Below are 19,525 nucleotides of genomic sequence, written 5' to 3'. Positions count from 1 at the left end.
TCTCTATATTCTTAAATTCTAATATGCAATCTTGCTAATACTCGGTTAACCTTTGGTCCAATAATCTTTTGCGCTAAGCCAAATTTCACTGATAAGAATGCATACAAAATGCCACCAACAGCAACAGCAAGTATAACTAAAATAAAGGAAGTTGGACGACGCTCAGGCGAAATGAGTTTTCCACCAAAATCAACTACTCCAGTAACTACAACAAACATAGCCATTGAGAAAATTGCGATTCCAATGAATCTTCTGGATGTACGCCCACTATTATATTTGTATCTAACCTTTAAATGTTTCAAAGAAAGCCAAATAGTAATAATTAATCCAATATTTGTAGCTAAAAGTGGTCCATATACCTTAAATAATTGAATCATTGGTAACTGAACAGCAAATTTAATAATGATTCCCAAAACTAAGTATTTTATTGCTAGTCCATTTTCTGATAGTCCCTGTAAAATTGCCATTAAAACCGTAAAAAGTCCTAAACTGATTGCTGTAAAAGACGACAGGTATAAGACATTTGAGCCTAATGGATCATAGCCGTAAAAAATCGTATAAATTGGTGTTGCAATTGCAGCCATCCCTAAAGAAGCAGGAATCATAACAAATAGGAATAGTTCCAATGTGTTTTCAATTTGGCTAGAAATGCTAGCATAATCACGTCTTGCATGAGCACCTGACAAAAGTGGAATGGCAGTTACTGACATAGCAGTAGCTAAAGACACGATAATCATAATTAATTTATTTGCATTTAATCCAAATAACGCATACCATGACTCGATTTGATCAGAACTTGCATGAACAAACATCGCAATCATTGGGTGGAAAGTGTATTGGTCAATTAATTGAAATAATGTAATTCCTGAATCAATGATAATAAATGGAATTGACTGATTAATAATTTCCCAAAAAATCCCAGCAGTAGAAATTTTAATTGCATGATTTGAGTGCTCCATCAATGCGTTTAATTCATTTCTTCTACGATATAAGAACCAAACTAAAAGCAAAATTCCAAATACCGCACCAATGGCTGCAGCTAAATTTGATTGAACAACGGCATGGACATAGGAACCATGTTGAACTTGCATGATGATATATGCCGTTAAAAGCATCCACAATACACGAGCTAATTGTTCAACAAATTGAGACATAGCTGGAGGCATCATATCTGCATAACCTTGGAAATATCCACGCATTATACTCAAAATTGGAATAATTAAAACTGCATAAGATAAACTTCTCATTACAGCAACTTGTCGTGGATCACTTTCTGCCCCATGTAAGAGTGCGCCAATAATATTATCAGTAGCTAAAATTGGAGCACCGAAGTACATGATAGCAGCACAAATTACGCCAAAAATTGCCATCAAAATTAAGCCACGTCTAAACAGCTTACGTCCAATGTCATATTCATTTAGAGCATTATATTTCGCTACTTGCTTAGCAACTGCACCCGGAATACCAGCCGTAGAAATAATGATAAATAAGCTATAAATATTATAACTTTTCGCTGTTAGGGCATTAGCAATATTTCCATGGCTTCCCATCCAGGCATACCAAGGAATAATATACAATGCACCTAAAATTCGTGACACAATAGAGCCAAAGGTCATCCATGCGGAGCCTTTGACCATTGTCTCTTTAGTATTTTTAGTATTATTTTCCATAAAAATAAATTTTCCCTATATCCAGTTAAGCGTCTGAATTATATATTACTCATTAATGTAAACAGTATTTACAAATATTAATTATTTAGGAAAAACTTAAATTACTTAGCAACAATGTTAACGATCTTGTTTGGAATAACAATCACTTTCTTAACATCTTTTCCATCTAAGAATTTTTGAACATGGTCAAGAGAGAGAGCTTCTTTTTCTAAGGCATCTTTATCAGAATCTTTAGCAGCCTTAAATTTACCACGAAGTTTACCGTTAACTTGAACCATAATTTCAACAGTTGATTCAACTAATTTAGCTGGATCATAGGTTGGCCATTTAGCATAAGTAATTGATTCATCATGACCCAAGACTTGCCAGATTTCTTCCATCATGTGTGGCGCCACTGGAGCAAGTAACTTAACAAAACCTTCAGCATATTCACGTGGAATAGTTTTAGCCTTTTGAGCAGCATTTATAAATACCATCATTTGACTAATTGCTGTGTTGAAGTGTAAGGCATCAAAATCTTCCGTAACTTTCTTAACGGTTTCAGCATAAACCTTATCAAGTTCACCGTCATTTTTGTCAACAATTCTTTCTTGCGGAATTGCCTTTAAGTCGAGGTCGTTAACAAATAAACGCCATACACGATCTAGGAACTTCTTAGTTGAAGCTGGACCATTGTCATCCCAATCGATGGAAGCATCAAGTGGACCCATGAACATTTCGTACATTCTAAGTGAGTCTGCACCATATTCATCGATCACATCGTCCGGGTTAACTACGTTACCCTTAGACTTAGACATCTTTTCGTGATTCTTCAAGATCAAGCCTTGGTTATACAAACGTTGGAATGGTTCCTTGGTTGGTACAACACCTAAGTCGTAAAGTACCTTGTGCCAGAATCTAGCATAAAGCAGGTGGCGAACTGCGTGTTCTGCACCACCAATATAAAGGTCAACTGGAAGCCATTGTTTTAAGAGATCGTAATCAGCTAATTCTTTGTCATTGTGTGGATCAACATAACGCAAGTAGTACCAAGAAGAACCTGCCCAGTTAGGCATCGTATTAGTTTCACGCTTACCTTTTCGACCATTTTCATCAACAACATTGACCCAATCAGTTAAGTTAGCAAGTGGACTTTCTGGAGTACCAGATGGCTTAATGTCAGTTTCATGTGGTAAACGAAGTGGTAATTCATCTTCAGGAACTAATGAAGTAGTACCATCTTCCCAGTGAATAACAGGAATTGGTTCACCCCAGTAACGTTGACGAGAAAAGTCCCAGTCACGAAGTTTATAGTTGACCTTCTTTTGACCAGCATTGTGATCTTCAAGCCATTCAATCATTCTCTTCTTAGCTTCTTCATTATCTAGGCCGTCTAAGAAGTCTGAATTAATATGCTTACCATTGCCAGTAAAGGCCTCTTTTTCTAAATCTCCGCCTTCAATAACTCGGTTAATTGGTAAACCAAATTTAGTAGCAAAAGCATAATCACGATCATCATGAGCCGGCACTGCCATTACTGCCCCAGTACCGTAACTTGCTAAGACATAATCAGAAATCCAAACTGGAACTTCCTTACCATTGACAGGATTAATTGCATAAGCACCTGTAAATACACCAGTCTTATCCTTATTTAGATCAGTTCTTTCAAGATCAGACTTAGATTCAATTTTCTTAATGTAGGAATCAACTGCTGCTTTTTGTTCAGGGGTAGTGATTTCTTGGACTAATTTACTTTCTGGAGCAAGTACTGTGTAGCTAACACCAAACAAAGTATCTGGACGAGTAGTAAAGACATCAAAAGTCTTATCACTATCTTTAACCTTAAAAGTAACTTGTGCACCTTCTGAACGACCAATCCAGTTGCGTTGCATTTCTTTAACTGGTTCTGGCCAATCTAAATCGTCTAAATCTTCAAGTAAACGATCTGCATAAGCAGTCATCTTAAGCATCCATTGACGCATATTACGGCGGTAAACTGGGTAGCCACCACGTTCAGTCTTACCATCAACGATTTCTTCATTGGCAACAACTGTCCCTAAATCTGGTGACCAGTTAACAGGAACTTCAGCTTCATAAGCTAAACCTTTCTTGTACATCTGTTCAAAAACCCATTGAGTCCACTTATAGTAGTTAGGATCAGAGGTTGTTACTTCGCGATCCCAATCATATGAAAAGCCAAGCTTATTAAGCTGCTTTTTGAAGTTAGCAATATTTTCTTTAGTAACTTTTTCTGGATCTTCACCAGTCTTTAAAGCATATTGCTCTGTTGGCAGACCAAATGCATCCCATCCCATCGGATGAAGCACATTATAGCCTTGTGCTCGCTTCATTCTAGAGATAATATCAGTTGCGGTATAGCCCTCTGGGTGTCCTACATGAAGCCCCTTACCAGATGGAAATGGAAACATATCTAAAGCATAATAGTTTTTCTTCTTAGGATCATTTCCTGTCTTAAAAGTATCATGCTCTGCCCAATATTTTTGCCACTTTTTTTCTACAGTTTTGTGATTGTACACCTAAATCTCTCCTTAAAATTAAAAAACGCCCTATGATAAAAATCATAGGACGAACTTCATTTTCGCGTTACCACCTAAGTTCCACACAGATTATGTGCGACACTCATGCCCCTTAACGCGGAAAGCAAACGATAGACTTCTCATAAGGGTAAGTTCACAGCATAACTGTTAAGCTTTGCACCTAACCAGCTCATCTCTAAAAACAATTATGACTTGCTACTACTCCCTAGTCTTTATTTTTTTATGGATAATGATTATAATTTACCACATCTACTAGAAATTACAAGGGGAGAAATTTTTTTGAAAAAGAAAGATAACAATATAGTCGTTCATGACACACTGGTTCCAGGATTTATTTTTTTAATTCTCTATGTAGTCTGGGCCCTTTTGGTCATATATAAAAATCCATTTATTCATTCTTTTGACCAAACAATTATTCATCTTATTTCTAATAACAATCCAGTCAACATTGCAATTGCAACTAAGTTAACTGTGATCGGGAATACTAGTACTTTAACGATTGCAACTATCGTTTTATTCATCGGTTTACTTATCGCTAAAAAATTTAGTTATGCTTTCTTTTCAGCGGGATTAATGATATGCGCCAATGGCTACAATTGGATTACTAAACATGCGGTTGAACGCCATCGTCCTTTAGTTCATCATTTAGTTTTTGCAGATGGTTATAGCTTTCCATCAGGCCACTCTGTCGGCAGCGCAACTTTCTTCGGAATTCTAATTATTTTAACTATCTTATTAGTTAAAAATAAATTTTGGCGCACCACGCTAATTATTATTTGGATTATTTTTCCACTGTTTATCGGTTATACTCGAATCTTCTGTCATGTTCATTATCCTTCCGATGTAGTCGGTGGATGGTTAGAAGGTACTACTTTTGTTTTACTAGGTTTTTCAGTTCTGTACCATTCTTACTTAAAAAAGCATAATTAAAAAAAGCGCTAACTGAGATCTAATCTAGATCAATCTCAGTTAGCGCTTTTTATTTTGCAATTTTCTTTTGCTTATAAAGTTGATTAAGAATTAAAGATAAAACAATAACAATTAAAGAAACTACATATACAGACTTTAACCCGCTTAATAATACTTGTCTTAAACCTGGTATTAAATTAGCAGCCAAATGCTTAGCCTTATCAGCTGAAACTATATCATTCATCATCTTTTGCGTTAAATTTGGATGATGCGATAATTGTTTAGCTACGACCACATTAAAAGTAATACCATAGATCGATACCATCATAGTCTGTCCTAAATATTTCATTAGTGTATTAAAACTAGTAGCAACACCAATCTTATCGCGTCCAACAAGTACTTGAGAGCGAACTTGTGAAGCTGTAGTAATGGCCCCAAAAGCTGTTCCGTTAAAGGCCGCAATTAAGCAAAATACCCAAAACGATGTGTAAATCGGAACTAAAATTAATGCTAAATCAGCGATTATCAAGATAAGCAACATATAATCATATGTTTTCTTTATCCCCCATCGACCTAACATACCACCAATTAAAAATGAACCCACGATCCACATTAAAGAACTTGGTGTTACTGCAAAGCCAGCAACAGACGCACTTGTGGCATTTATTCCTTGCATCCATGTCGGAATATAAAATTCAAAACCAATAACCACACCAGAAATAAGTAACGTAATCAAGTTAATCATTGTAAATTCTTTACTGCTTAACATATCCAGTGGCATAATTGGATCTTTTGCTCTTTTTTCAGCTTTGAAAAAGATAATCGCCGAAACAATAATAATAACTACTAAACCTAATAAGACAATATTTAAGCCATTTTCTAACTCTTGTAAAAATACCATTAAAGCCAATAAAAAGATAACCAAGCAAGTTGTTCCCTTTAAATCCAAAGTAGAATTACTGCTAGTTTTCCTTTCCTTTAAGAAGAAAACGACCAAAAGAAAAGCTACGATTCCTAACGGCACATTAATATAAAAAATCCAGTGCCATGAAAGATGCTGTACAATAAATCCACCTAATAAAGGAGCAATAACAGAAGCTACTCCCCAAAAGCCGGAGTTCAATCCTAACATTTTTGCTCTTTTTTCTAGTGTATATAAATCAGCGATGATTGTAACTGCCACCGGCTGAACAGCACCTGAACCTAATCCTTGAATCACACGGAAGAGAATCAGTTCTACCATATTTTGAGCAATTCCACAGAGCGCAGAACCAACTACAAAAACCGCAATTCCAAACAGAAAAACAGGTTTTCTGCCAATACTATCAGCTAATTTTCCATAAATTGGAGTTGAAACAGCAGTCATCAATAAGAAAGTTGAAACTACCCAATTCATGATTTCTAATCCATTTAGATCAGAAACGATAGTTGGCATCGCCGTTGAAACAATGGTACCTTCAATTGCAGTCATAAAAGTCGTCAAAAAGATAGCAATTGTAACAATTTTAGTATTACTTCTATTTTGCATGCTCACTCACATAATTTTTCAAAGCTTCTACTTTATCAGTATGTTCCCAAGGTAAGTCAATATCTGTTCTTCCAAAATGTCCGTAAGCGGCTGTTTGACGGTAAATAGGACGTCTTAAGTTAAGCATCTCAATAATACCAGCTGGTCTTAAATCAAAGACATTTCTAACGGCTTCAACTAGCAAATCTTCACTTACCTTACTTGTTCCATGAGTATCCACCATGATTGAAACTGGATGAGCAACTCCAATTGCATAAGCAAGTTGAATTTCACATTGGTAAGCTAGATCAGCAGCTACAATATTCTTAGCTACATATCTAGCTGCATAACTAGCGCTTCGGTCAACTTTTGTTAAGTCTTTGCCTGAAAATGCACCACCACCGTGACGGGCATATCCACCATAGGTATCAACAATAATCTTACGACCAGTTAAACCAGAATCTCCCTTAGGTCCGCCAATGACAAAGCGGCCAGAAGGATTAATTAAGAACTTAGTATTTTCATCAAGATATTGAGATGGAATAACTTTCTTAATTACCATATCAATCATTGCTTCACGAATTTCATCATTAGTTACTGTTGCATCAGTTTGAGTAGAAATAACGACTGTGTCTACACGTTTTGGCTTATTGTCATCATCATATTCCACAGTTACTTGTGCCTTTGCGTCTGGTCTTAGCCAATCAAGACGTCCTTCTTTGCGAAGACTAGCAACCCGTCTCATCAATGAATGTGCTAAAGAAATAGGAAGTGGCATTAATTCAGGTGTTTCTTTAATCGCAAACCCAAACATTAAGCCTTGATCTCCAGCACCAATCTTATCCAAATCATCTTTATCTTCATGATTCTCACGTGTTTCTAGAGATTCATTAACACCGCCAGCAATATCACTCGATTGTTCATCAATATCAACCAAAATGGCACAATTATTACCATCAAAACCCAGTTCAGGACGATTATAACCAATTTCTAAAATTGTCTTTCGAACTACTGATTGTATATCTACATAAGCAGAAGTAGAAATTTCACCAACTACTAGTACAAGACCAGTAGTAACCGTAGTTTCACATGCGACACGACCATTTGGATCCTTAGCTAAAATAGCATCCAAAATTGCATCAGAGATTTGATCGGCAACCTTATCAGGGTGTCCTTCCGAAACTGATTCTGAAGTAAATAAACGTTTTTCTTTTCTCATAGAGTCCCCCATCTTTCGGTTACAAGGCATCTTCGCTAAAAAACGAATCCTTTCGGGACCTTAACCGAATAACAATATATACAAAATTTCGTTCATTAATTTTTAAACACAAAAAAAGACTACCATATTCGGTAGTCCATGAACGATGGAGGATACAGGGCTCGAACCTGTGACCTCCTGCTTGTAAGGCAGATGCTCTCCCAGCTGAGCTAATCCTCCAACAACCATATTTAATATGGTAATGACCCGTACGAGATTTGAACTCATGTTACCGCCGTGAAAGGGCGGTGTCTTAACCACTTGACCAACGGGTCAGATCTCACAATTGAGCACATATATTACTATACCAGATGATTTTCAAAAATCAAGAACTTTTTTTGAAAAATACTCAATAAATGAAATACACATTATGGCGAAAAATATTCTCCAACGGAGTGTGAGAGATTCGAACTCTCGATACAGGTAAAGCCCGTATACATGATTTCCAATCATGCTCCTTCAGCCACTCGGACAACACTCCATCATTTTATTATTGCCATAAACTCCGGCTGTCAGACTCGAACTGACGACAACCTGATTAACAGTCAGGTGCTCTACCAACTGAGCTAAGCCGGAATATTAAAAAAGAGCACGGCGACTGCCTACCCTCGCAGGCAGTTTCCCACCAACTACTCTCGGCGTTAAGAAGCTTAACTTCTGTGTTCGGCATGGGAACAGGTGTATCCTTCTTGCCATCGCCACCGTACTCTTTCTGAGCTTTTACACTCAAAACTGAATATAATCTTCCGCTCTAAACCTTTGAGCTTTGGTCAAGTGCTCGACTGATTAGTACTAGTCCGCTCCACATATCGCCATGCTTCCACTCCTAGCCTATCTACCTCATCGTCTTTAAGGTGTCTTACTGCTTGCGCATCGGAAATCTCATCTTGAGGGGGGCTTCGCACTTAGATGCTTTCAGCGCTTATCCCTTCCATACATAGCTACCCAGCGATGCCTTTGGCAAGACAACTGGTACACCAGCGGTATGTCCATCCCGGTCCTCTCGTACTAAGGACAGCTCCTCTCAAATTTCCTACGCCCACGACGGATAGGGACCGAACTGTCTCACGACGTTCTGAACCCAGCTCGCGTGCCGCTTTAATGGGCGAACAGCCCAACCCTTGGGACCGACTTCAGCCCCAGGATGCGACGAGCCGACATCGAGGTGCCAAACCTCCCCGTCGATGTGAACTCTTGGGGGAGATAAGCCTGTTATCCCCAGGGTAGCTTTTATCCGTTGAGTGATGGCCTTTCCATGCAGTACCACCAGATCACTAAGCCCGACTTTCGTCCCTGCTCGAGGTGTACCTCTCGCAGTCAAGCTCCCTTATACCTTTACACTCTGCGAATGATTTCCAACCATTCTGAGGGAACCTTTGGGCGCCTCCGTTACATTTTAGGAGGCGACCGCCCCAGTCAAACTGCCCACCTGACACTGTCCTCCAGAACGCTCAGCTCTGCGAGTTAGAGGATCCATCAAACAAGGGTAGTATCCCAACATTGCCTCCAGTAAGACTAGCGTCCTACTTTCTCTGGCTCCTACCTATCCTGTACATGTTTAACAAATACTCAATATCAAGCTACAGTAAAGCTCCATGGGGTCTTTCCGTCCTGTCGCGGGTAACCCGCATCTTCACGGGTATTATAATTTCACCGAGTCTCTCGTTGAGACAGTGCCCAAATCATTACACCTTTCGTGCAGGTCGGAACTTACCCGACAAGGAATTTCGCTACCTTAGGACCGTTATAGTTACGGCCGCCGTTTACTGGGGCTTCAATTCAAACCTTCGCTTACGCTAAGCTCTCCTCTTAACCTTCCAGCACCGGGCAGGTGTCAGCACCTATACGTCATCTTACGATTTTGCAGATACCTGTGTTTTTGATAAACAGTTGTTTGGGCCTATTCACTGCGGCTGATCTTTTACCATCAGCACCCCTTCTCCCGAAGTTACGGGGTCATTTTGCCGAGTTCCTTAACGAGAGTTCTCTCGCTCACCTGAGTGTTCTCCACTCGACTACCTGTGTCGGTTTGCGGTACGGGTAAAATTGCTCTGGCTAGAAGCTTTTCTTGGCAGTGTGACATCATGACCTTCGCTACTTTGATTTCACTCCGCGTCACAGCTTGAAATCTAAAAATAAGCATTTGACTCATCTTTTTTCTTACTGCTTGCACATGTTTTTCCAGCTACATGCGTCATTAGCCTCCTGCGTCCCTCCTTTGCTCTTATCGAACAATTTCAGTACAGGAATCTCTACCTGTTGTCCATCGGCTACGCCTCTCGGCCTTACCTTAGGTCCCGACTTACCCTGGGCGGACGAGCCTGCCCCAGGAAACCTTAGTCTTTCGGCGGATAGGATTCTCACCTATCTTTCGCTACTCATACCGGCATTCTCACTTCTAAGCGCTCCATTAGTCCTCTCGATCTAACTTCTCCGCACTTAGAACGCTCTCCTACCACGCATATCCTTTGATATGCATCCACAGTTTCGGTACTATGCTTAGCCCCGGTACATTTTCGGCGCAGCGTCACTCGACTAGTGAGCTATTACGCACTCTTTAAATGGTGGCTGCTTCTAAGCCAACATCCTAGTTGTCTACGCAACTCCACATCCTTTTCCACTTAGCATAGATTTGGGGACCTTAACTGGTGATCTGGGCTGTTTCCCTTTCGACTACGGATCTTATCACTCGCAGTCTGACTCCCGTGCATTGATATCTGGCATTCGGAGTTTATCTGGATTCAGTAACCCCTGACGGGCCCCTAGTCCAAACAGCGCTCTACCTCCATTATCATTCACACGAGGCTAGCCCTAAAGCTATTTCGGAGAGAACCAGCTATCTCCAAGTTCGTTTGGAATTTCACCGCTACCCACAACTCATCCCCGCGATTTTTAACTCACGTGGGTTCGGTCCTCCAGCGTGTTTTACCACGCCTTCAACCTGGTCATGGGTAGGTCACTTGGTTTCGGGTCTACGTCATGATACTCTCTCGCCCTCTTCAGACTCGCTTTCGCTCCGGCTCCGTCTTTTCTGACTTAACCTTGCACCATAACGTAACTCGCCGGTTCATTCTACAAAAGGCACGCCATTACACTTTAATGTGCTTTGACTACTTGTAGGCACACGGTTTCAGGTTCTCTTTCACTCCCCTTCCGGGGTTCTTTTCACCTTTCCCTCACGGTACTGGTTCACTATCGGTCACTAGTTAGTATTTAGCCTTGCGAGATGGTCCTCGCGGTTTCAATCGGGATTCCTCGTGTTCCGACCTACTCAGGATCCTGCTAAGTCTCTCTGCAATTTCGCTTACGGGGCTCTCACCCTCTCTGGCTTATCTTTCCAGATAATTCTGCTATCGCTTCAAGTACTTTATTGCAGTCCTACTACCCCAACTGGCAAGCCAGCTGGTTTGGGCTCTTTCCTGTTCGCTCGCCGCTACTTGGGAAATCGATTTTTCTTTCTCTTCCTGCAGCTACTTAGATGTTTCAGTTCACTGCGTCTTCCTTCAACAGCCTTAACAGCTCTTGATAATACCTCGCGGTATTGGGTTCCCCCATTCGGATATCTCCGGATCATCGCTTACTTACTGCTCCCCGAAGCCTTTCGTGGTTCGTCACGTCCTTCATCGGCTTCTAGTGCCTAGGCATTCACCATGCGCCCTTTTCTACTTGACCTATTTCAAGTTGAGTTTCTCTCTCTTCTCGGTCGCTCTTCAATCTGTTTTTTCGATTGTCTCGGTTTTTTGCTTTAGATTATATTCAGTTTTCAATGTACTAACCCTTGAGACACAAGGTCTCAATGGAGGCTAACGGGATCGAACCGATGACCTCCTGCGTGCAAAGCAGGCGCTCTCCCATCTGAGCTAAGCCCCCATCATTGCCTTTTATCAAAGCTTTCACTTTGAATGGGCCTAAATGGACTTGAACCATCGACCTCACGCTTATCAGGCGTGCGCTCTAACCAGCTGAGCTATAGGCCCGATTGTGCTTGGCTTGTTATTCAAGTTGTTTGAGGTAATACCCTCAAAACTAAACAAAGTTTCTCAGTGTGCTTCCGCTTGGCTTTCTCGATGACTTCTCTTTAGTGCTCTCGCACTCTCCATCATCTTTCGCCTTCCTTAGAAAGGAGGTGATCCAGCCGCAGGTTCTCCTACGGCTACCTTGTTACGACTTCACCCTAATCATCTGTCCTACCTTAGACGGCTGACTCCTATAAAGGTTATCCCACCGGCTTTGGGTGTTACAGACTCTCATGGTGTGACGGGCGGTGTGTACAAGGCCCGGGAACGTATTCACCGCGGCGTGCTGATCCGCGATTACTAGCGATTCCAGCTTCGTGTAGGCGAGTTGCAGCCTACAGTCCGAACTGAGAACGGCTTTCAGAGATCCGCTTGCCTTCGCAGGTTCGCTTCTCGTTGTACCGTCCATTGTAGCACGTGTGTAGCCCAGGTCATAAGGGGCATGATGACTTGACGTCATCCCCACCTTCCTCCGGTTTGTCACCGGCAGTCTCATTAGAGTGCCCAACTTAATGATGGCAACTAATGACAAGGGTTGCGCTCGTTGCGGGACTTAACCCAACATCTCACGACACGAGCTGACGACAGCCATGCACCACCTGTCTCAGCGTCCCCGAAGGGAACTCCTAATCTCTTAGGTTTGCACTGGATGTCAAGACCTGGTAAGGTTCTTCGCGTTGCTTCGAATTAAACCACATGCTCCACCGCTTGTGCGGGCCCCCGTCAATTCCTTTGAGTTTCAACCTTGCGGTCGTACTCCCCAGGCGGAGTGCTTAATGCGTTAGCTGCAGCACTGAGAGGCGGAAACCTCCCAACACTTAGCACTCATCGTTTACGGCATGGACTACCAGGGTATCTAATCCTGTTCGCTACCCATGCTTTCGAGCCTCAGCGTCAGTTGCAGACCAGAGAGCCGCCTTCGCCACTGGTGTTCTTCCATATATCTACGCATTCCACCGCTACACATGGAGTTCCACTCTCCTCTTCTGCACTCAAGTTCAACAGTTTCTGATGCAATTCTCCGGTTGAGCCGAAGGCTTTCACATCAGACTTATTGAACCGCCTGCACTCGCTTTACGCCCAATAAATCCGGACAACGCTTGCCACCTACGTATTACCGCGGCTGCTGGCACGTAGTTAGCCGTGACTTTCTAAGTAATTACCGTCAAATAAAGGCCAGTTACTACCTCTATCTTTCTTCACTACCAACAGAGCTTTACGAGCCGAAACCCTTCTTCACTCACGCGGCGTTGCTCCATCAGACTTGCGTCCATTGTGGAAGATTCCCTACTGCTGCCTCCCGTAGGAGTTTGGGCCGTGTCTCAGTCCCAATGTGGCCGATCAGTCTCTCAACTCGGCTATGCATCATTGCCTTGGTAAGCCGTTACCTTACCAACTAGCTAATGCACCGCAGGTCCATCCAAGAGTGATAGCAGAACCATCTTTTAAACTCTAGACATGCGTCTAGTGTTGTTATCCGGTATTAGCATCTGTTTCCAGGTGTTATCCCAGTCTCTTGGGCAGGTTACCCACGTGTTACTCACCCGTCCGCCGCTCGCTTGTATCTAGTTTCATTTGGTGCAAGCACCAAATTCATCTAGGCAAGCTCGCTCGACTTGCATGTATTAGGCACGCCGCCAGCGTTCGTCCTGAGCCAGGATCAAACTCTCATTTTCCTTCTTGAAAATGAGCTTTTTATCGTTTAGCTCTAAAACTTTCTTTGAGTTATCTCAAATTTATTGCTTGCGAATTGACTTCGCTTTTGTTTGGGATTTTTATATCCCGCACACTTTCAGCGAAACTTTGTTCAGTTTTCAAGGTACTACCGTTGCCGTGTGACAACTTTTATATTATATCATGCCTCTTGAGTTTTGACAAGTCTTTTTTCTCTTTCTCATCTCTCTCAAATGACAGCTTTATAATATTATCATCTTTCTGCTCTCTTGACAAGCTTCTCGCTTTGCCTCCTCGCTCTGCTTCTTGCTTGCCTCAAACAGCATGTATTACTTTACAGACTTTTCTCCTTTTCGTCAATATAATTTTTAACAAAAAGATATATTCCGAATATTAACTATTAATAGATTTCAATTGTCTGATTTTCGTCTTTTATTTTTCCAACTTAAAAGCAATCTTTATTTTAAAAATTCGGATATAAAAATAAACATGTTAAGCAGTAATACTTAACATGTTTATTTGCTCTTTATTTCGAATATCTATTTTTTGCTTCTTTAATTTGGGTACTCAGTACCTCTTTTAAAGGAGTAAAACCTTTTTTAACTCGTTTTGAAGTCCAAAAATGGACTCGCTTTTTTCTTGCTTCTTTTACTTCTGGAAGGACTGCTCTTCTTGATAAACTAATCTGATTAGAGTATGGATCTATATCAATAACTTGTACCTTTATTGTTTCGCCAACTTGATACTCTCTTCCGATATCTTTAACATATCCACCATGTATTTCAGAGATATGGATCAAGCCTTCTACCTTGCTATCTAGCCTTACAAAAATTCCATATTGTTGTATCCCACTAATTTTTCCATGAACTATATCGCCAATTTTAACTTGCATACTATCTCATCCCTTACTAATATTAATTATAACTGTCTTTTTAATTAACGCTAAAGACATGACTTCTATGCTTAGTTTTTATGGAGGATTTCTTATAAAGATGGAAAAATATGATTTAGCTATTATTGGTACAGGTCCTATTGGACTTTTTGCAGCCTCTTTCGCTAATTTACACGGATTAAAGACAATTTCTTTTGATGCATTAGACGAAGTTGGCGGGCAAATTAATATGCTTTATCCACAAAAAAATATTAAGGATATTCCCGCTTTTCCTTCTATTAAAGGTGAAAAACTAGTTTCTCAATTACTTGAGCAAAACACTAATACTAAATTCATACTCTCTCATAAAGTAAAAGAGATTTCTTTTTTAGAAAACGAAAATATCCTAATCGATAAAACATATGAAGTTAAAAGTTTATTAATTGCTACAGGGCTTGGAGCATTTAAGCCTAAAACACTTCCTTTATCAACTACTTTAGACATACAAAAACATATCCATTACTCAATGCAGCATCCTGAAATCTTTGCTAACAAAAAAGTAGCTATTCTTGGTGGTGGAGATTCTGCACTTGACTGGGCGCTAGAGTTAGCAACCACATCAGATATATTTTTAATTCACCGTAGAAATGAGTTTCGTGGTCTTGAAAGCTCCGTCAACAAGCTTAAAAGTTTAAAAAATGTTGAACTTTTAACTCCTTATCTTCCAAAAAATGTGCAGTTAAACAATAATAGAATGGAATTAGTTTTGCATAAAGTTGGTGCAAGTCAAGATTTTGTTACTAAAAATGTTGATGAAATACTAGTTGCATATGGCTTCAAGAGTGATAATCGACAATTACGTAAATGGGGAATCAAATTAGACCATAATCTAATCGCTGTTTCTCAACAAATGCATACTAATCTTCCCCATGTATATGCAATTGGCGATGCTATTACTTATCCTGGAAGAGTACCAATGATTGCTTTAGGATTTGGTGAAGCACAAATTGCAATTAGCAATATTATGCAAGACCTATTTCCAGAAAAAACAATGACTCTTCATTCTACCAGTATTTAATTTGTGAAAGGAATATATTTTTATTTATGGGACTTATCGATTTTATTCTTCATATTGATGACCATTTAGTCACCATTGTGAATATGTTTGGAAACTGGACTTACTTAATCTTATTTGCAATTATCTTTATCGAAACGGGTCTGGTTATCTTTCCATTTCTACCTGGAGATTCACTTATATTTGCATGTTGTGCTATGGCAGCCACACCTAAATATAATCTTCATTTCTGGGTTTGCTATCTAATCTTCATAGGAGCTGCTGTTTTAGGTGATACGATTAACTATGAAATCGGACACTGGTCGCAAGCTGAAGGAACTAAACATAGTTGGTTCAACAAATTAATTAATCAAGATAAACGAAAAGCCGCTGAAAACTTTTTCGATCGACACGGCGGCATTACTATTGTAATTGGAAGATTTATTCCATTTATTCGTACATTTGTTCCATTTGTATCAGGTGCAAGTAGGATGCATTATCGAACTTTCATCATTTATAACTTTATTGGTGGTTTTCTCTGGGTAACTCTATTCTCTGCATTAGGATTCTTCTTTGGGAACATTCCAGTTGTCCAGGAACATTTCTCATTGATCGTGATTGCAATCATTTTAATTTCGGTTTTGCCAGTCTTAATTATCTGGTTAAAGAAAAAATTAGTATTAAAAAAGGAGCTTCGTTAAAGCTCCTTTATTTTTTTGACAAAATAAAGCAAGAGAAGTATAACTCATAAATTATTCCGCCAGTTGCAAAACAACCAGCAAAAAATTCTTCAGTTAATACGTTAATAATGGGATCAGTTGCAGGATTGAACAGCCAATCACCATTGTTGAACAAGAGATGGTGAAATGCTATAAAAAATTCATCAAAATTCATTAAAGCAAACGGTAAGATTATCACAGGTAAAATCATGAAAATTAGCGCTGTTGTTCTCGAAATATAAATATAACTCATTCTCTTTCTCATTTTTAAGAAAATAAGAATAAGTAATCCAACTACAAAAACAATTATTGCTAATTCAAATAATAACTTACACTCATAAAAATGACGCGCTGCGCTTGAAGAAGTCGGAAAATTAGACATCTGAAGTTTATCATTAAATGGCAACAATAAATAATCTAAGAGCTGTGTATAGTTCTTCATCACTGTTGCTAAGGTTGTTTTTACTATTAAATTTGTTTTTTGGATTTTTACAAAAACTGCTAATAACGGCCAGCTTAAAACTACTGCTCCCAAAGTAGCAGTAGCAAGAGCCATCAAACAATTGTAAACAACTGCAACGATTGGCTTTTTCTTCATAGTTTCCATTCATCCAGATTTTCTACAACGTAAGTTGGCTGCTTATCCCTTTCTGCCAATTGTTTCTTAGTAGTTACACCAGTCAAAGTTAACAAAGAGTCAATATTGCAGTTAACGCCTGCCATAATATCAGTATCATAGTTATCCCCAACCAAAATTGCATCCTTACCTTGAGCATTTAGCATCTTCAAAGCACTAGCCACAATAATTGATGACGGTTTACCAATATAAATAGGCTTAACACCTGTTGCTACTTCTAGCATTGTGCAAAGTGCACCGTTACCTGGCAATAGCTCATCTCCAGAAGGTAAATTTTTATCAGCATTCGTCCCAATGAAGGTTGCACCATTTCTAATCGAGCGAGTAGCCACGCGAATTTTATGATAAGTTAAATCCGTATCCATTCCAACTACCACATATTTAGGATTTCGATCATCGTAGTAGAAACGTTCATTTTTTAATAGCCCTTGCACTAATCCTGTTTGTCCAATGATATAAACTGGTATCTTAGCAGTATCTGGATTTTGAGCTAGCAAGTAAGACTCTGTAGCTAAAACAGGCGTATAAATATGATAAATATCTGTATTAACTCCGTGTCCGCGCAACTTATCAACTACCATTTGCGGCGTACGAGTAGAATTGTTAGTTAAAAATAAGTGGGGAATATTTTTTTCTTGCAAACGATGAATGAATCTCACGCCACTTTCGATCGTATCGCTACCGCGATAGATAGTTCCATCCAAATCAATTAAGTAACATTTATAATCTTTATGTTCCACAATTAGCCCTTTCTTTTCTTAATTACGAAGCCCCTATTTTTATGACTTCCCTTTCCACGTTGAAATTTTACAGCTGTTTTATGACCACCAATTCTTGTTTTGTGGACACGTCTTTCTTTAAAGTAGGGACGTTTAGAATGATAGCGATTATTAGACATGTTTTTTCTCTTATTTTGTCTGCCAAACGCAACCTTCTTGATCTGATTTTCTTGAGCTAGTCGTAAAACAAAATACGCACTGCCGGGATTACAATATTCCTCTAAATAATCCACAATCGCATTAGCCTTTTTATCAATTGCAACGCGATCTTTTTCATCATAAAATCCCTTTAATCTTAAATGCTCACTTGAAATATCCCCTACTAAATAATCGTACTGATCAAGGTAAGGATCATATTTTTCCTTTAGCAATTCAATATCTAGAGCATCTTTTACATTAGCTAAAATTTCATACTTTCGCCCATTAATCATTATCGTGTCTTCATTGACAATTACATGAGCCAAAGGATGATAAAGCGGTTGTTCTTTATCTGCTTCTTTATACTCCATTATTTTTCTTTCTATTTATCTATCGGGTATTTTTCTTTTAAATAGTTTCCAATTACAGTCCGTAAATAATCAGGGAACAAAAACTTGTTTTTGCCCATAATTGAAATGGTAGGGAAAAATGGAATTAAAACATAATGATCAAGCAAGGCAAGCGTATACTCTTTTTCAGGATCAATCTCTTTTCCGTTGATGTAGACTGTTCTACTTGCATGATCAACTTGAATACCTTTATAAACAAGATCGCCAAAGATTTTTCCTCTAAAACTCATTCCTTTAAGAGCAAACTTACTTAGAAAATGACGATTCTTTTCCATCTCCATTACCATGCGCCAAACATCACTTCCAAATAATTTAGTTTACACTACATGCATTGGGTGAGGCAAAGCAGCTTGTAAATCAGCTTCTGTTAAAATTCCCTGATGAAATGGCGTTAAAAACAAGCCACTGTTTAAAACCGCAATATCAGTTCCAGCAAAATTACTAATTGCATCGAGAGAAACTTGAATTGCCGCCATTTTATCATTGTTAAATTTAGCAGGTAACTTTGCAATTTGACGTGATTGAAGCATCTGCTCACCTTGCTTACGCCAAGCAGTAATTTTAGCTTGGTCCGATTCTAAACTTGGTAAATCAGCTGTTTTGACAGTATTTGGCACAATTGACACTATCTGGTGGTTATCATTTAATTGAATCGCAATATCGCCGACATGCTGACCCCATTTTCCAGTCTGAGTAATCCATGTTTTGTTTACTTTCTCGCCCTTGGGCAAATAATCATGGCTATGTCCACCAACAATCAGGTTCACTTCTGGATAATGATGTGCAATATATCGATCCATCCTTAAGCCAATATGACTAACAATGATTAACATATCATATTGTCCTTTAATTGTAGGAAGTAATCTATCTAAAGTATCAGAAATCAACTTTACATGCCAATGGTTAGGGCCATACGTCATTGGATAAGCAGCAGTTAAACCAACAACTGCAATCCTCGTTTTCTTTTTAGTTTCAAAAATTTTATATGAAGTACACCATTTCGGCATACTTTCATCTTCTTCACGTAAGTTAGCCAAAATAACTGGAAAATTCGCATGATCAAATAATTTTTCTAAAACTGCATGTGAATTAGAAATTCCTTCATTATTACCAATTGTGATCGCATCATAATTAAATTCATTCATCAATTTAATATTAGCTTGACCCTCAGTTGCATCTGATAAAGGATGAGAACGATCCATAAAGTCGCCAGCATCAAAGGTAAAAGTTTGATCAACGCTTTTATCATTTTGCGCTTGATGTAAATATCTTTTTATTTTAGGAAATTGTTCAAAGTGAGAATGTAAGTCATTGGTATGAACAATACGTAATTTTTCCATACTTTA

Annotated in this window: 11 protein-coding genes, 6 tRNA genes, 3 rRNA genes, 1 pseudogene, 1 riboswitch and 1 other annotated feature; of the genes and pseudogenes, 3 read left to right on the top strand and 18 right to left on the bottom strand. The window is 39.2% G+C overall.

What is annotated here, in order from left to right:
• Nucleotides 1-11: 11 nt before the first annotated feature.
• Together LpgJCM5343_RS02295 and leuS are read right to left on the bottom strand one after the other, a co-directional pair.
• A complete protein-coding gene (locus tag LpgJCM5343_RS02295; protein WP_049161257.1) occupies nt 12-1,670 on the bottom strand; it encodes a putative polysaccharide biosynthesis protein in 1,659 nt (552 codons plus the stop codon).
• A gap of 101 nt (nt 1,671-1,771) precedes the next feature.
• Nucleotides 1,772-4,186: a leucine--tRNA ligase gene (gene leuS / locus LpgJCM5343_RS02290; RefSeq protein WP_113576189.1), complete on the bottom strand. Its 2,415-nt coding sequence runs from the start codon at nt 4,184-4,186 to the stop codon at nt 1,772-1,774.
• Between the two features lie 42 nt (nt 4,187-4,228).
• Nucleotides 4,229-4,429 (bottom strand) — a binding site (T-box leader).
• Here leuS and LpgJCM5343_RS02285 point away from each other — a divergent pair.
• Nucleotides 4,430-5,137 (top strand): phosphatase PAP2 family protein, encoded by a 708-nt coding sequence (locus LpgJCM5343_RS02285; RefSeq protein ID WP_077959210.1) that lies wholly within the window; start codon nt 4,430-4,432, stop codon nt 5,135-5,137.
• 49 nt (nt 5,138-5,186) lie between these two features.
• Here LpgJCM5343_RS02285 and LpgJCM5343_RS02280 read toward each other — a convergent pair whose 3' ends face one another.
• From LpgJCM5343_RS02280 to LpgJCM5343_RS02225, 12 genes are all read right to left on the bottom strand, one after another.
• Entirely contained in the window at nt 5,187-6,644 is a 1,458-nt protein-coding gene (locus tag LpgJCM5343_RS02280) for an MDR family MFS transporter (protein WP_077959211.1), read from the bottom strand.
• Nucleotides 6,634-7,842, bottom strand: a complete 1,209-nt coding sequence (gene metK, locus LpgJCM5343_RS02275; RefSeq protein ID WP_020807865.1) for a methionine adenosyltransferase — start codon at nt 7,840-7,842, stop codon at nt 6,634-6,636. Before metK ends, LpgJCM5343_RS02280 begins: the two co-directional genes overlap by 11 nt.
• A riboswitch (SMK box riboswitch) is annotated at nt 7,840-7,911 on the bottom strand. It overlaps the preceding gene by 3 nt.
• Nucleotides 7,912-7,988: 77 nt before the next feature.
• Nucleotides 7,989-8,061, bottom strand: a tRNA-Val gene (locus LpgJCM5343_RS02270).
• A gap of 23 nt (nt 8,062-8,084) precedes the next feature.
• Nucleotides 8,085-8,156 (bottom strand) — tRNA-Glu (locus LpgJCM5343_RS02265).
• Between the two features lie 116 nt (nt 8,157-8,272).
• Nucleotides 8,273-8,362, bottom strand: a tRNA-Ser gene (locus tag LpgJCM5343_RS02260).
• Nucleotides 8,363-8,384: 22 nt separating this feature from the next.
• Nucleotides 8,385-8,457, bottom strand: a tRNA-Asn gene (locus LpgJCM5343_RS02255).
• Between the two features lie 13 nt (nt 8,458-8,470).
• Nucleotides 8,471-8,587 (bottom strand): 5S ribosomal RNA (rrf, locus tag LpgJCM5343_RS02250).
• A gap of 60 nt (nt 8,588-8,647) precedes the next feature.
• Nucleotides 8,648-11,553: ribosomal RNA gene (locus LpgJCM5343_RS02245) — 23S ribosomal RNA — on the bottom strand.
• A 125-nt stretch (nt 11,554-11,678) separates the two neighbouring features.
• Nucleotides 11,679-11,751, bottom strand: a tRNA-Ala gene (locus LpgJCM5343_RS02240).
• A 33-nt stretch (nt 11,752-11,784) separates the two neighbouring features.
• A tRNA-Ile gene (locus tag LpgJCM5343_RS02235) sits at nt 11,785-11,858 on the bottom strand.
• A 142-nt stretch (nt 11,859-12,000) separates the two neighbouring features.
• A 16S ribosomal RNA gene (locus LpgJCM5343_RS02230) occupies nt 12,001-13,573 on the bottom strand.
• Together the 16S, 23S and 5S rRNA genes with 6 tRNA genes alongside form the textbook arrangement of a ribosomal RNA operon.
• Before the next feature lie 524 nt (nt 13,574-14,097).
• A complete protein-coding gene (locus tag LpgJCM5343_RS02225) occupies nt 14,098-14,463 on the bottom strand; it encodes a CvfD/Ygs/GSP13 family RNA-binding post-transcriptional regulator (RefSeq protein ID WP_003649326.1) in 366 nt (121 codons plus the stop codon).
• A gap of 100 nt (nt 14,464-14,563) precedes the next feature.
• On the opposite strand from LpgJCM5343_RS02225, the gene LpgJCM5343_RS02220 reads away from it, so the two are divergent.
• On the top strand, nt 14,564-15,520 hold the full coding sequence (locus LpgJCM5343_RS02220; protein ID WP_101891000.1) for an NAD(P)/FAD-dependent oxidoreductase: 957 nt from the start codon (nt 14,564-14,566) through the stop codon (nt 15,518-15,520).
• Nucleotides 15,521-15,546: 26 nt separating this feature from the next.
• The gene (locus tag LpgJCM5343_RS02215; RefSeq protein ID WP_101890999.1) at nt 15,547-16,197 is read left to right on the top strand and encodes a VTT domain-containing protein; all 651 of its coding nucleotides are present in this window, start codon (nt 15,547-15,549) and stop codon (nt 16,195-16,197) included.
• A gap of 7 nt (nt 16,198-16,204) precedes the next feature.
• On the opposite strand, the gene LpgJCM5343_RS02210 is transcribed toward LpgJCM5343_RS02215, so the two are convergent.
• The 4 genes and pseudogenes from LpgJCM5343_RS02210 to LpgJCM5343_RS02195 form a co-directional block, all read right to left on the bottom strand.
• The gene (locus tag LpgJCM5343_RS02210) at nt 16,205-16,822 is read right to left on the bottom strand and encodes a TIGR01906 family membrane protein (protein WP_174705294.1); all 618 of its coding nucleotides are present in this window, start codon (nt 16,820-16,822) and stop codon (nt 16,205-16,207) included.
• Nucleotides 16,810-17,592, bottom strand: a complete 783-nt coding sequence (locus tag LpgJCM5343_RS02205; RefSeq protein WP_020807926.1) for a TIGR01457 family HAD-type hydrolase — start codon at nt 17,590-17,592, stop codon at nt 16,810-16,812. The genes LpgJCM5343_RS02210 and LpgJCM5343_RS02205 overlap by 13 nt, the downstream gene beginning before the upstream one ends.
• Nucleotides 17,593-17,594: 2 nt before the next feature.
• Nucleotides 17,595-18,140: a YutD family protein gene (locus LpgJCM5343_RS02200; protein ID WP_003649331.1), complete on the bottom strand. Its 546-nt coding sequence runs from the start codon at nt 18,138-18,140 to the stop codon at nt 17,595-17,597.
• A gap of 11 nt (nt 18,141-18,151) precedes the next feature.
• Nucleotides 18,152-19,519: pseudogene (locus LpgJCM5343_RS02195) on the bottom strand (bifunctional metallophosphatase/5'-nucleotidase).
• Nucleotides 19,520-19,525 lie beyond the last annotated feature (6 nt).

Source organism: Lactobacillus paragasseri (assembly GCF_003584685.1).
Lineage (GTDB): Bacteria > Bacillota > Bacilli > Lactobacillales > Lactobacillaceae > Lactobacillus > Lactobacillus paragasseri.
Note: the sequence above shows the minus strand (reverse complement) of the source record. Positions and strands in the feature narration are given on the sequence as shown.